Origin of the sequence: Paenibacillus sp. LHD-117 (assembly GCF_030929555.1) — a bacterium.
Classification (GTDB): domain Bacteria; phylum Bacillota; class Bacilli; order Paenibacillales; family Paenibacillaceae; genus Pristimantibacillus.
The window spans coordinates 122,822-136,789 of record NZ_JAVFVT010000003.1; the positions used below are offsets into that span (position 1 = coordinate 122,822).

8 protein-coding genes are annotated in these 13,968 nt (G+C 51.4%); 5 read left to right on the forward strand and 3 right to left on the reverse strand.

Annotated features, from left to right (window positions below; genetic code table 11):
• Positions 1 to 71: 71 nt before the first annotated feature.
• The gene (locus tag RB620_RS03025) at positions 72 to 908 is read right to left on the reverse strand and encodes a helix-turn-helix domain-containing protein (protein WP_308092039.1); all 837 of its coding nucleotides are present in this window, start codon (positions 906 to 908) and stop codon (positions 72 to 74) included.
• A 196-nt stretch (positions 909 to 1,104) separates the two neighbouring features.
• On the opposite strand from RB620_RS03025, the gene RB620_RS03030 reads away from it, so the two are divergent.
• Positions 1,105 to 3,573 (forward strand): beta-mannosidase, encoded by a 2,469-nt coding sequence (locus tag RB620_RS03030; RefSeq protein WP_308092040.1) that lies wholly within the window; start codon positions 1,105 to 1,107, stop codon positions 3,571 to 3,573.
• 153 nt (positions 3,574 to 3,726) lie between these two features.
• Here the strand turns inward: RB620_RS03030 and RB620_RS03035 are convergent, their stop codons facing one another.
• Positions 3,727 to 4,620 carry a carbohydrate ABC transporter permease gene (locus RB620_RS03035; protein ID WP_308092041.1) on the reverse strand — a complete coding sequence of 298 codons (894 nt, stop codon included), beginning with the start codon at positions 4,618 to 4,620 and terminating at the stop codon, positions 3,727 to 3,729.
• 14 nt (positions 4,621 to 4,634) lie between these two features.
• On the reverse strand, positions 4,635 to 5,549 hold the full coding sequence (locus tag RB620_RS03040; RefSeq protein ID WP_308092042.1) for an ABC transporter permease: 915 nt from the start codon (positions 5,547 to 5,549) through the stop codon (positions 4,635 to 4,637).
• A 242-nt stretch (positions 5,550 to 5,791) separates the two neighbouring features.
• On the opposite strand from RB620_RS03040, the gene RB620_RS03045 reads away from it, so the two are divergent.
• The 4 genes from RB620_RS03045 to RB620_RS03060 all read left to right on the forward strand — a co-directional run bounded on the left by RB620_RS03045 (position 5,792) and on the right by RB620_RS03060 (position 13,954).
• Positions 5,792 to 7,309, forward strand: coding sequence for a response regulator (locus RB620_RS03045; protein ID WP_308092043.1), 1,518 nt, complete (start codon positions 5,792 to 5,794; stop codon positions 7,307 to 7,309).
• The gene (locus RB620_RS03050; RefSeq protein WP_308092044.1) at positions 7,284 to 9,014 is read left to right on the forward strand and encodes a cache domain-containing sensor histidine kinase; all 1,731 of its coding nucleotides are present in this window, start codon (positions 7,284 to 7,286) and stop codon (positions 9,012 to 9,014) included. The genes RB620_RS03045 and RB620_RS03050 overlap by 26 nt, the downstream gene beginning before the upstream one ends.
• A 140-nt stretch (positions 9,015 to 9,154) precedes the next feature.
• Complete coding sequence (locus RB620_RS03055; protein ID WP_308092045.1) at positions 9,155 to 10,792, forward strand: ABC transporter substrate-binding protein; 1,638 nt, start codon at positions 9,155 to 9,157, stop codon at positions 10,790 to 10,792.
• A 78-nt stretch (positions 10,793 to 10,870) separates the two neighbouring features.
• Positions 10,871 to 13,954, forward strand: coding sequence for a discoidin domain-containing protein (locus tag RB620_RS03060; protein WP_308092156.1), 3,084 nt, complete (start codon positions 10,871 to 10,873; stop codon positions 13,952 to 13,954).
• Positions 13,955 to 13,968: the final 14 nt, after the last annotated feature.

Below are 13,968 nucleotides of genomic sequence, written 5' to 3' on the forward strand. Positions count from 1 at the left end.
GTTTCACCTTAAACCTTTACGTGAGCATAAGAAGGGCTTTTTCTTCATAGAGAAGCCCTTTTTGTGTGCAGTCAACGACTGCGAATTTTGCCAGGGGCGATACCGTAGTGTTGCTTGAATAAGTGATAGAAATGGCTTAAATTTTCGTATCCGGCTTCGTAGGCGATGTCCATAATCGACATGCTGGTCGTCAGCAGTAGGTTTTTGGCATAGGCGAGGCGCAGCCGGTTAATGTAGGCCGTCGGCGTCATGCGGAGATATTGCTTGAACACGCGGTTCAAATGGCCGCCGCTGCGGTCGGCCAGCGCATTCATCCTGTCCAGTCCGGCGGTGAAGTTCTCCTTCTTCTGCAATTGAGCGAGGAGAAGATCGAGCCATTGCGGCATGGGCTTCTTGTTCTCGTTCCGATAACGAAGGAAGAAATGCGCCAGAGCGTCGGTCAGAAAGCTTCGCGCCATCATTCGCGCCTTCTGCTTGTCGGTCGTTGTGTAGAGCTGGATCTGTGCGCTCTTGCCGATCATGACTTCCATATCTTCAATAGAGAGCATGACGTAAGGGGACAGCTTTGGGCTTTTGAGCGACTGGGCGAAAGCGGAGTGACCGACGTAATCGAATGCGCTCTCCACGACCTCCCTATAGAAATTGACGTTAATGAACCGGCAATCCTCGCCGTCGTAGAAGTCATAGCAATGCTTGTCGTCGGGACGAATGAACGCCATGGCGCCTTTCTCCAAATATTGCGCTTCGCCGTTAATCGAATGGGTGCACTTGCCGGCCGTGACGATGAAAATCTCGTAATAATCGTGGCCATGCAGCGGGTACGTGTGCTTGACCGTATACTCGATATGGAAATTGGACTGCACTTGTGGATCGATCAGCGTCGCCTCGCGCAGAATGGGAATTGTCATCGTAAGTCTCTCCATCGCGTCAAAAGTTGGATAAGCGTATATGTTACTATAGCACAAAAAAAGTTGGAACAATACAAGACGTGTACCAAACCGGAATGCTACGATCAAGCTAATACTCCCGCATCTATGCTCGAAAGCGCGGGTAGGGACATGCATGTATACTACAAAACAATACTTGAAAAGCAGGTGGAGACATATGCATTTATTGACGCTGAACGGCGAATGGAAGATGAAGAGAACCGATGAGGCGGAGTGGATCGATGCCGTCGTTCCAGGCTCCGTCTTCCAGGATTTGCTTCAGGCGGAGAAGATGGAGGATCCGTTCTTCCGGGACAACGAATACGATATTCTCGAGCTGACCAAGTTCGACTATGAATACAAGAGACGCTTCTTCGTAGAAGGCGATGCGCTCAATCACGATCAGGTGCTGCTGCGCTGCGAGGGGCTGGATACCCTGTGCGAGCTGTCCGTGAATGGAACCTTCGTTCTGGAAACGAACAATATGCACCGGACCTACGAGACGGACATCAAGGGGCTGCTTGCGACTGGCTGGAACGAGATTCATGTCGTCATCCGGTCGGCGACGAACTACGTGCTGGACAAGGATAAGGAATATCACCTGTCCAGCTGCGCCGACGCGGTGCCTGGCATCTCCCATCTGCGCAAGGCACACAGCATGTTCGGCTGGGATTGGGGTCCTAAGCTGCCGGACATGGGCATCTGGCGGGATATTTCGATATGCGGCCATGACATAGCCAGAATCGAAGACGTGTACGTGACGCAACGGCATGAGAACGGCCAGGTCGAGCTTGAGATCGCGGTACAGCTTCAGCAATGGTCGGAAGCCGGACTGCGGCTAATAGCAACATTGGAGACACCGGACGGGACTAAGCTCGAAGCGGTGGCGGAGAACGTCGATCAAGCAAGCAAACTGTCGATCGTCGTAGCCAATCCGGAGCTCTGGTGGCCGAACAATTTGGGCAGTCAGCCGCTTTATTCATTGCGCGTGCAGCTGCTGGACGAAGAACGGGAGCTTGACGGGCAGGCTCTAAGCATCGGGCTCCGAAAGCTGACCATTAGGCAGGAGCAGGACGAATGGGGAGAATCGTTCGAGTTCGAGATCAACGGGAAGAGCATCTTTGCGATGGGGGCCAACTTCATACCGGAGGACAATGTATTCGGACGCCGCAGCGCCGAGCGGATGGAGCAGTTGATCCGAAGCTGCGTGGAAGCCAACTATAACTGCATCCGCGTTTGGGGCGGGGGATATTACTGCGACGATTATTTCTATGACTTGTGCGACCGATATGGCCTGATTGTATGGCAGGATCACCTGTACGCCTGCGGCGCTTACGACTTTAATGACGATTTCAAGGAAAGTATCAGGCTGGAGACGATCGATAACATGAAGCGGATCCGCCATCACGCCTGTCTCGGAATATGGAGCGGCAACAACGAGCTGGAATACGCCTGGGCTTATTGGGGCTGGGTCGAGCGTTACGGAGAGAAGCTTCGTGACGATTATCTCCGCCAGTTCGAGGAGTTCCTCCCGGAGCTGTCGAGATCGCTTGATCCGAACACGTTTTATTGGGTTTCGTCGCCATCCTCCACAGGAGGCATCGACGACCCGAATAAAGAGGAGATCGGAGATATGCATTATTGGGACGTATGGCACGGACGCAAGCCGATTACGGAGTTCCGAACGCTGTTCCCGAGATTCATGTCAGAATTCGGCCTGCAGTCGTTCCCGTTGCTTAAGACGGTGGAAACGTTCACGCTGCCCGAAGACCGGAACATCTTCTCCTACGTGATGGAAGCCCATCAGAAGAATGGCACCGGCAACGAAAAAATTATGTTCTACATCAGCGAATATTTCAAATATCCGAAAAACTTCGAATCGCTGCTCTACGTGTCCCAACTGATTCAGTCCGAAGGCATGCGCGTCGGCGTGGAGCACTGGAGACGGAACCGGGGAAGATGCATGGGTGCCGTATACTGGCAGCTGAATGACATTTGGCCCGGCGCGTCCTGGTCGAGCCTTGATTACTTCGGCAGATGGAAGGCGACGCATCATGCCGCCAAGCGGTTCTTCGCGCCGGTGCTTGCGTCAGCTTGCGAGGAAGGGACGACGGTTGCGCTGCACGTCACCAACGAGACGCTCGACCAGGTCAATGGCGTGCTTCGCTGGCGTCTGATGGATCATAAGTCGGACGTTATCCAAAGCGGAGAAGCCGAGACGTCCATGGACGCGCTGTCCACTCGTGAGATTCTCGCCCTTAACTTCGCCGAGACGCTGAATACGAAGCAGAAGCTGCGCCGCAGCTATCTGAACTTCGAATTTGTCGTCGAAGGCAAGGCGACTAGCTCGGGGACGGTGCTGTTCGTTAAATCGAAGCACTTCGACTTCCTGGATCCCGCAATTCGCTTCAGCGTGACTGAGGAGGAGGACCGGTTCGTCATCAGGCTGGAGAGTCAGGCGTTCGCCCAGTTCGTGTCGCTTGATTTGATAGACGCGGATGCGCGCTGGAGCGATAACGTCTTCGACCTGTCAGCCGGACGTCCAGTCAGCGTCACGGTTGGCAAGGAAAGTCTGTCCGAGCCGCTGACCTTGGACGCATTCAAGGAACGGCTGACGGTGACGAGCTTGTTCGATACTTTCGAATAAACCGTCGAATACGGCGAATATCATCCATCATTCTCCGCATATCGTCAATTGGAATTGCCTCGTAACGGCGTTACAGTGGTATTAAAAGAATAACCCGGTGATGAATGAATCGACCGGGTTATTTTGTGTATTTTTAGCTGATGTGACGAATCATTAACTTTTTATAGCGCCCATCATGATCCCTTTGACAAAAAAACGCTGCAGGAACGGGTATACGAGAATAATCGGGAGGGTAGCCACCATTGTAACCGCCATCCGGATGCTTTCGCCGGACACCGGAATCCGCTTCGAGCTGTTCGCCAACGCTTCTGCTTCCGACAGCATGGCGCCGGTCTGGAACTGATTTAAAATTTTCACCAGAATGGCTTGAAGCGTCTTCAGCTCAGGCTTATACGTGTAAATATACGAATCGTACCAGGAATTCCAATGCCCGATTCCAATGAACAATGCGATCGTTGCCAATACGGGAACACAGAGCGGAAGGACCATTTTGCCGAAAATTTGCAGGTCGTTCGCTCCGTCAATTTTGGCAGACTCTTCTATTTCTGGCGGTAGCTGCTCCATATAGGTGCGGACCAATATCATGAGGAACACGCCGATCAGGCCGGGGAAGATAAAAACCCAAAACGAATCGATCAGCCCAAGCGACTTGATGATCATATAGGTCGGTATGAGTCCTCCGCCAAAATACATGGTGAAGATGAAAAACAGCGTAAAGGCTCTCCAAGCGATCAACTCGCGCTTGCTGAGCGAATAGGCCATCATGCTGATAGCCAGCACGGATAGCGGCGTGCCGATCACGGTCCGCAGCACGGTTACCTTCACCGAATTGATGAGCTCGTGGTTCCGGAATATCGATTGGTAGCTTTCCAGCGTGAACTGTCTAGGCCACAAATATAATCCCCCGCGCACCGAATCGGTCGCATCGTTCAAGGAAACGACCAGGATGTTCCAGAAGGGGTAGAATGTGACGAGAAAAATAACGATGAGAAAGAGGTAGATAAACAGATCGAAAAGCTTATCGGGTAATGATTGTAGTTTGGGCATTGTTCATCCGCTCCTTAAAATAACGACTGGTTGTTTAGTTTTTTGGATGCGTAATTCACGATAACGACGAGAATAAAGGCAACGACGGAATTGAATAGACCGACGGCCGACGCATACGAGAACATGGAGTTTTGTAAGCCGTACCGGAAGGAATAGGTTGACAAAACATCGGAATAGCCTAGATTGAGGCCGTTGCCGAGCAAATAATGCTGGTCAAATCCCGCGTTCAGTACGCCGCCGAGAGACAGGATAAGCAGGATGACGATGGTCGGCTTCAGATGCGGCAGCGTCACATACACGATTTGCTTAAAGCGTCCGGCGCCGTCGACTCTTGCGGCCTCGTACAGCTCCTGGTTGATCGATGAGATCGCGGCAAGATACAAGATTGCGCTGTAGCCCATCTCCTTCCATGTGTTGCCGAGGGCGATGATCCACCAGAAATATTTGCCCTCCTGCAGGAATAGGATGCTCGCGTCCGTCAAATTCAGCCACTGCAGCAGCTTATTGACGATGCCGTCCGAGGAGAGGACGGTGACGACGATATTCGCGGCGATAACCCAGGAAATGAAATGAGGCAGGTAAGACACGGTTTGCACCGTCCGCTTGAACAGCGCGCCTCTGACCTCATTCAAGGCAATCGCGATGACAATCGGAACCGGAAATGAGATAACCAGTGTCAGTAAGGTCGATGCCAGCGTATTCCGCATAATGACAAGAAAATCGCCGTTGCTGAAAAAATAATTGAACCAATCCATGCCGACAAATTCGCTTTGGAACAAATTACCCCAGAAGTTGCCAAGCGATGCCTGGTAATTGACGAAAGCCATATACAAGCCAGCCATTGGCAAATAGGCGAAGAAGACCGCCCAAATGACTGCCGGCGCCAGCAGCAGAAGAAGATACCGCTGCTCAAATAAGCGCTGTTTCATCCTTTTTTTCATTCCTTCATTTTTTTTGTGTAACGTATTGACGGCCATTCCCATGTGAGCACCTCGTTCCGTGGTAATGTAAAAAATTATACGAGCCGCCGATTCCGCAGGGCAATAAAACAATGTGAAGAAACGTACGGGAAAACGACTTTCATGCAACGCCGGTCAACCTTTGTCCTGCTTGGATGAAGATGCCAGTGATTTAATCGGATATACTATTCGGATCATGGGAGAGATGCTGGATGTTGACTATTTTTCTAGTCGAAGACGAGAAGATTGAGCTGGACCTGCTTCGGAATCATATCGATTGGGAGAGCATGAATTTCCGGGTGGCAGGAGCCGCTAAGAACGGAAGGAAAGCCTGGGAACAAATCCGGGAGCTGAAGCCGGATGTCGTACTGACTGACGTGCGTATGCCGATTATGGACGGACTGCAGCTGGCTTCGCTCATTCGGACGAATTTCGAATGGATGAAGATCATTTTTCTCAGCGGGCACGATGAATTTACTTATGTGAAGACCGCACTGCAAGCCGGCGCCATCGGTTATTTGCTTAAACCGATCGACCGGCTGGAGCTGTCCGCGGTTATCGCTAAGGTGAAGGAGGAAGTGGAGAAAGAGCATTTGCTCCGCACCTCGAAGCATGTCCTGATTGAGAAGCGGATCGAGGAATTGTACATCTCCGCTGACAGCGGGAACAGAGAGCAGGCATGGCAGGAGCTTGTACGGATCGCCCCCGAGGTTCGGCATGAATGTTTTGTAACCGCTTTAATTCGTGCCGATAACGATCATATAAAGAACATCCCTCGATTGATTCGCGAGCAGCTACTTGCTCATGAGCTGGAAGGAACGGTCATCAAGCTGGATGAGCAGGAGTGGCTTCTCGCAGTAAAATATACGGCAGAAACAGATTTTGAGCCCGTCTGGCATGCCGTCAGACAAGATTGCGGATTATCCGTCACGATCGGGGTTGCCGATAAGGCGGCTGCGCTGGATCAGGCGTATGCGATGCTGATTGAAGCAAGGAAGGCGGCCGGAGAACGATTCTATTTGGGGCTTGGTCGTATCATTCATGCGAATCGGGTGCAGGCGGAACGAATGGATGCTGCGTATCCGCTCGAGGATGTGGCGCTTCCGGGAGATTTGGATTTGTTCGACTTGTCCTCCTCCTCCTTCATCAGCAGCGTGGAGCATTATTTCGATTCGCTTATCCGGATGCGGGTGAGAAGGGAGAAGGCTTATGAAGCGGCCATAAATCTGCTGAAGAAAATGGACAACGCATGCGCCAAAATCGAAGACCAGGCAAGAAAGGAGCTTGGCGAGCTTCATGACTGGAACAGGGCGATCGTCCGGCAGGACACGCTGCCTGGGATCAAAGCGTTTATTCTGGAGCTGGCCGATCGTATCAGCCGCTATATGGCGGACCGTCAGCAGGACCGGCACATGCTGCTTGTTCGGGAAGTGGCGGAGCTCATCGACAAGGCGTATTTCGAGCCGCTTACGATTGAGCAGCTGGCAGCGAAGGTCTATATTTCCCCCAATTATTTAAGAGCTTTGTTCAAGGAGAAGCAGGGATGCACGATCCATGAATATTTGACGAAGGTCCGGCTTGCCAATGCGCTTGAGCTGCTGCGCGACCGGACGCTCAAGATTCATGATGTGGCCAAACGGGTGGGCTATGACAACACCTCGTATTTCTGCTCGTTTTTCTATAAAACGCAAGGGGTCACGCCTAATGAGTATCGTAAAAAATTTCTCTAGCATCCGCGGGCTCTTCCGGCGCATCATGACGAACAGGCGGCTAAGGAGCAAGCTGTTTTTCGTTTATCTGCTGGTTACGATTCTGCCCATCACCTTTTTTGTGTTCTATTCCTACCAGACGATCAAAGACCAGCTCATCCGGCAGGCAACCCTGAACGTAGGAAATACCATCGACCAGATCAATAACAATATTGAGAATAAGCTCGACATTTACGCCCAGAATGCCACGTTAATTTATTTGGATACGCAGCTGCGGGATTACTTGTTGAACCGTTATAGCAAAAATGATATTTCCAAGCTGGACGCGTACGATTATATTAATCAAACCCTGTACAAGATTCTGGCTATGAATCCGAATCTGCTGTCCATTACGATCTACACAGATAATCAGACGCTTCATTCGGACGGCTTGTTTATCAAGCATATGGATGAGCTGCCAGCTAAGCTGGTTACCCAGTCGCTGCATGCGGAAGGGCGTATTACCCACTTTTATTCGGGGGACGAAGCAGCGGGGGAGCGCGTTGTCACGCTGGCTCGATCGCTCAATTATTTGAGCCTGAACTTCCCTTACGGCATTCTGACCATGAACGTCTCGGAGAGGGAGATCTACTCGCTGATCGAGAAAGAGAGCAAGAACAAGACGATTATCGTGTCCGATCAGGACGGAAATGTCATTACGTCGGATCGGAGCAGCGCTGGCATCCAGAACATTTCCGAATTGATGACTGAGGAGAATGACAGCTCAATCGTTATTCAGAAGCCGCTTCTTAACGGCTGGCAAACGACCGTTGTTTTGCCTTACGAGGAATTGCTGACGCAGGCCAAGGCCGCCTCGGGAAAAATGCTGACGATCTCGCTTGCATGCATATTCGCTGCGATTATCCTTATTTACGGTACGAGCCAGCTCATGACGAAACGTTTCGAAATTTTGCTCAATCAAATCCGCAAGGTGGAACGAGGCTCCTTCGATTTAACCTTTCCGGCGATGGGGCACGACGAGGTCGGACAGCTTTCATTTGCCTTGAAGAAGATGGCTTTGAAGATCCAGGAATTGATTCAGGACGTGTACAAGAAAGAAGTTCTGAAGAACGAGGCAGAGATGACCAGTCTTCAAGCGCAAATTACGCCGCATTTTCTCTACAATTCGCTGGCTTCCATATCGGCGCTGGCGGCGATGAGCAATAACGATCAGGTGTACCGAATGGCGGAAGATCTTGCCCGCTTCTACCGGATTTCATTAAACAAAGGGAAGAAGACGATTACCATAGGGCAGGAAATTAAGCTGACGGAGCATTATCTCTCCATTCAGAAAACGAGATTCCAGGGCTTGTTCCGGGTCCATTACGATTTGGATGAATCGCTGTTTCCTTATACAACCTTAAAGCTGATCGTACAGCCTTTTATCGAAAACTGCATTAATCACGCGATTTGGGACGACGACAGCGGAATTAACATATTGATCAAGCTCCGTTCGGAGGGCGAGGATCTATTGTTATCCGTCATCGACGACGGGATGGGCATGGCTCGCGATGTGTATGAGAGGTTGCTGACGGCGACGGATCAGCAGGCGGGCTACGGCATTTATAACGTGGACAAGCGGATCAGGCTGGCCTACGGCGAGCGTTACGGCGTGTCCGTGTACAGCAGACTCGGCATCGGCACATCGGTGCAAATCCGGGTTCCGAAGACGTTTGTTTATTTATGATAGTCATTTTCCGTCACGTTTAATAACAAAGTTATATAGAAACAGAGCCGGCCAGCTGTCTAAAATAAAGGCTAAGCACAGCGGATTCGATGATTCTGCTTGATCCGCTTGCAACCCAATTCGAGGAGGAACAGATCAGAATGAGAGAGAAGGGGCTTGTTCGATTTACGGTTCTGACGGTGTTATTGATAGCGCTGCTTGCCGGCTGCAGCAGCAATGGGGCACCTGCAAATGAAGGCAAGGATGAAGCGCAGAATACGGGCGGCGAAACCGCATCCGATGGGAATGAACCGATCACCTTTACTTTTTTTGACCGCAATGTCGGCGATTCGTTCGATAATCCGGTTGCCAAAAAAATTACCGAGGAAACCGGCGTTTCCCTGGAAATTCAACAGCCGACCGGCAATCCGGCCGAGAAATTAAACCTGATGCTGGCCAGCAACGATCTGCCGGACTTGATGGCGATTTCGCGCGGTGATATTCTCGACAAATATATTGCGGCGGGAGCGCTCATACCGCTTAACGATTTAATTGACCAATACGGTCCGAACATTAAGGAAATGTACGGTGAAATGCTGAACAAAACCCGCTCGCCGGACGGCAAAAACTATTATCTGGCCAACTGGTACGGGCTGGAGCAATATCCTATATTCGGATTTATGATGCGGATGGATGTCATGAAGGAGCTTGGAGCCGGGGAGAAAGCGACGAACGGCGAACCGTTCACAGCGGAAGAATTCGTCGGCCTGCTTAAGAGCTTCAAAGAGAAATATCCGACCGTTGACGGCAAACCGACGATCCCAATGACCTTCAACGGCGAGAACATGGGTGCGGTGATGAACACGTTCAAAGGCATGTACGGCTTGATGCCGTACTACGAAACGAACGGCGAGCTGAAGAGCGACGTCAGAGATCCAAGGTATTTGGAGATGATCAAGTTTATTAATTCCTTGTACACGCAGGGCTATCTCGATCCGGAATGGGCAACGATCAAGACGCAGCAATATGAGCAGAAGACGGCGTCCGGCACGGTATTCGCCACAACGGATGCCTTCTGGAATCTGGGCAAGCCGAACACGATTCTGAAGGAGGAAGCGGCTGATCCATCCAAGAAAGACGAGAGCCAGTTCTATCCTTACAAAGTCATCGCGCCTGGCGTTGATCCTGCGAAAACGACCTTCGGTCCGAAGAGCTCGCTCGGCTGGGACGGCATCGGAATTACGACCAAAAATGCCGATCCGGTCCGCGCCATTAAATTTCTGGATTTCCTGGCCAGCGAAGAAGGCCAATATTTGATGATGTGGGGCCTGGAAGGCACGCACTGGGACATGAAAGACGGCAAGCATGTGCCAAGACCAGAAGTGCTGGAAGGCTTTAAGAAGGACTGGGCTGGCTATTCCAAGGAGACCGGCATCCGGAAGTGGACGTGGACGGTGAAGAACGGTCCGGGCTCGGACGGAACGCCTTATGACTTAATCGGCCGCTACGAGACGGACGCCGTTGCCGATCTGGCGATCAAGAACCTGGCGGACTCCTCGTTCGACACGGCTCTCTATGACAATCTAGGCCCAAGCGGAGGCACACCGGAAGCGATTATGCAGACGAAGGTCGGCGAGACGGTTAACAAATATTTCCCTCGCATGATAATGGCGTCTTCCGAAGCGGAAGCCGTTAATCTGTACGAAACAATGATGAAGGAATTGGATGCGGCCGGACTTGCGAAGCTGGAGAAGATTTATACCGAAAATTTCAACAAACGGAAAGAGCTTTGGGGCTAATTAAAATTATGATGTGCGTGGAGATTTCGACAGTGCGGTGATTCGAATAAAAGCTCGGGAGGGAACACATTGGGTAAAATGGCTTTTAGAAAAGCGATTGTTATTCTTTTGATATTCGTGATGGGGGTTGTTATTCTGCCAGACGATAGTTCCGCTAAACCGCAAAAGCTGCAGATTAATCAGAAAAACGGGATCGTGAAGGCAACGAACGGCCAGTATACGTTTACTTATAATTTGTCGAACGGCCTTGGGGACGTATCCTGGGGCGGCCGGCAGGTTCTGCAAGGCTTTCATTCCAATTATAAGCTGGCTGACAGCGAAACCAGATTTCGTTCCTCCGATCCGGCGGTCCGGACAGCCAAGTGGAGCCAAATCCCGGATGACGGATACGGTACAGGCGGCGTGAAATTGACGATCGATAACGCATTGAACAGCGGCTCCAAGATCGTCACGCAATTTTATTTTTATGCGGATAAGGCTTATTTTCTGACTGAAATGAGCGTGGAAGGCCAGACTTCCCAGACAGCGGAAATCCTTGAGCCGATCGCCTCGTCCTTCCTGGATATCGGGGCGGGCAGCGACAAACGTATCTTCACTACGCCATATTCGAACAACTTTGACTTTGGCGTAGCGCCTGTCAATGACTTCGGCAACAGCCAGAACGGCGCCGACAGGTTCGAAGGCGAGCAGTTGAAGTGGGAGCCGTTCAACGGCATCAGCCACTGGGTTGCGGCAATGTTCGACAATACGTCCAAGCAGGGCTTTGTGGCGGGCGCCGCGACGGTGAAAAAGTGGAAGAGCAGTCAGAAGCTCGGGGAAGCGGCGCAGGCGAACGGTCCGTTGTCTTCGTTCAGTCTCTACAATTGGGGCGGGACGCAGAGCGGCAAGTCGGTAGGCTCCGACCGCTTTTTCCTTGGATTCTACAGCGATTATCAGACCGGCCTCGAGGAGTACGGCAGCGTGTACAATATTGGAGAGCCTCATTTGGAGTGGGACGGGGAAGTTCCAATGGGCTACAATACTTATTATTCGCATTATGGTTACGCGTCGGCCGAAGCGATGTATCCGCTGGTCGATTACATGGCAGAACACCTGAAGCCGCTGGGCTACGAGTATTTTAATCTGGACGGCGGTTTTCAACCGGTCTCGGATCTGCCTTTCGATGACGGGATGCAGGCATTCGCGGATTATGTCCACAGCAAAGGACTCAAGGTCGGCGGTTATCAAACGCCGTTCACGATTTATGACGCCTGGCTCGATCTGCCTATTCCGGGCACGGAATATAACCACCGGGATATTTCCTTGAAGGATGAGAACGGACAGCTGATCCGTACGTATCTGGGCACCTATGCGATGGATATAACGCATCCTGCAGCCAAGGTGGCGTTGCGCAGCGCCATTCAGAAGTACATCGACTGGGGATTTGACTACCTGAAGCTCGATTTTATCGATATGGGGATGTATGACGGACAGCACTATGACCCGTCGGTAAACGGCGTTCAGGCTTACCGGATCGGTATGGGCATCATTCGGGATGCGGTGCTTGCCGCGGACCGTCCGATTTATATTAATGAATCGATCGCGCCGCTGCTGCCGGCAGCATTCGCCCATGGCAGAAGATCGGGATGCGATACGACGATCGGCGTTGACGGATACTCCGGCATCGAGCGGCAGGCCTTTAATACGGCTGCCTCGTGGTGGTCGAACGGGACGTTGTACGAATACAATGATGCCGACATGATCCTTCCGGAAAATTTTGCCCAAGGTTTCTGGTACAAATACAGTCAAAGCGAAGGCAAGTTGCTGGCCACGACGGTAGCGATGGGCGGCGGACATTGGCTGTCTGGCGACAATTTCCCGTTCCTCGCCGAGGACAGAATGAGCATTCTTGAGAATAAGGGTTTGCTGGGGCTTGTGCAGGAAGGCAAAGCGGCGAAGCCGCTCAATATGCCGAATGTGTATCATCAAGGAGAGCGTTCCCCGTCTGTTATTTATTTGAAGGCTGACAATGGCGACGTGTTTGTCGGCTTGTCCAATTGGAACGCAAAGGAAGAGAAGCAATTGACGGTGAAGCTATCCGATCTTGGCTTGAATGCAAAGGCCAAGCATACGTTAACGGAGCTGTATTCCGGCAAGGTGCTGGGCAAGGCATCGGGGCAGTTCACGTATACGCTGGAGCCAAGCGGAACCGCCATTATCCAGGTGTCGAAGGGCGGTACGGGCCAGGACAACGGCGGGGAGCTCGTCAATCTCGCGTTCGGCAAGAAGACAGCGGTTTCTTCGACCTGGAGCGATCCGGGCTACGAGGCGAATAAACTGACGGACGGCCAACGTTCCACAAGATGGAGTGCCGCTGACGGACAGAAGAACGACCAGTGGGCGGAAATCGATTTTGGCAAGGATACGGACGTAAACCGGGTCGTGATCAAAGAGCATAAGGGCGACTATTTCCAAATTGCGAATTATGCGTTGCAGTATTGGGACGGCTCGAAGTACGTCGATATTACGAAAGGTTTTACCGTGGGAGACAATAAGGTCATTAACTTTGGAACGGTGACGACTTCGAAAATCAGATTATTTATGAAGACGAACTATCTCATTCCTTCGATCGAAGAGATTGAGGCTTATTATGTCAAAGGGAACAGCGGTCCGGTCATCGATCAGGACAACAGCAATGCGGAGTATGCGAGTTATTCGGACATTCGCGCAGGTGTGCAGCGGATGCAGGTGTTCAAGCTGAATGACACTAGCCTGCCTAAGCTTGATCTGTATATTTACGAGAGCTACGTGAATACTGTACCGGCTGACACTTATTTCTTTGATATCGTCGTGCTGGATGAGCAGGACAACCCGTATAAAACGATCTTTACCGCTTCGCTTCCGGCCTACAATATCCCGGGAAGCGTTAGTCCTTATTCGATTTATCCGAAGCTGACAAACCTGGATACTTCTAAGAAATATGGGATTATCCTAAGATCGCCGAAGTCGGCGATGACAGAAACGACGGATAATAACTACGGATTCGCGTACAATGATTCGAATTCGTATGCGGATGGATATGAGAGGCTGTCGCTGGATGGCGGCAAAACATGGACGACGGAAAACAACGGCAATCGCGATTTAATTTTCACGATTTATACCGACGGGGAGCAGGATAACTAGCTCAACCGGAAGCA

Excerpts from the sequence above, each read along its gene's own strand:
- RB620_RS03025 (WP_308092039.1), bottom strand. The coding sequence starts at position 908 with ATGACAATTCCCATTCTGCGCGAGGCGACGCTGATCGATCCACAAGTG.
- RB620_RS03060 (WP_308092156.1), top strand. The coding sequence starts at position 10,871 with ATGGCTTTTAGAAAAGCGATTGTTATTCTTTTGATATTCGTGATGGGG.
- RB620_RS03030 (WP_308092040.1), top strand. The coding sequence starts at position 1,105 with ATGCATTTATTGACGCTGAACGGCGAATGGAAGATGAAGAGAACCGAT.
- RB620_RS03045 (WP_308092043.1), top strand. The coding sequence starts at position 5,792 with ATGTTGACTATTTTTCTAGTCGAAGACGAGAAGATTGAGCTGGACCTG.
- RB620_RS03055 (WP_308092045.1), top strand. The coding sequence starts at position 9,155 with ATGAGAGAGAAGGGGCTTGTTCGATTTACGGTTCTGACGGTGTTATTG.
- RB620_RS03050 (WP_308092044.1), top strand. The coding sequence starts at position 7,284 with ATGAGTATCGTAAAAAATTTCTCTAGCATCCGCGGGCTCTTCCGGCGC.
- RB620_RS03035 (WP_308092041.1), bottom strand. The coding sequence starts at position 4,620 with ATGCCCAAACTACAATCATTACCCGATAAGCTTTTCGATCTGTTTATC.
- RB620_RS03040 (WP_308092042.1), bottom strand. The coding sequence starts at position 5,549 with ATGAAACAGCGCTTATTTGAGCAGCGGTATCTTCTTCTGCTGCTGGCG.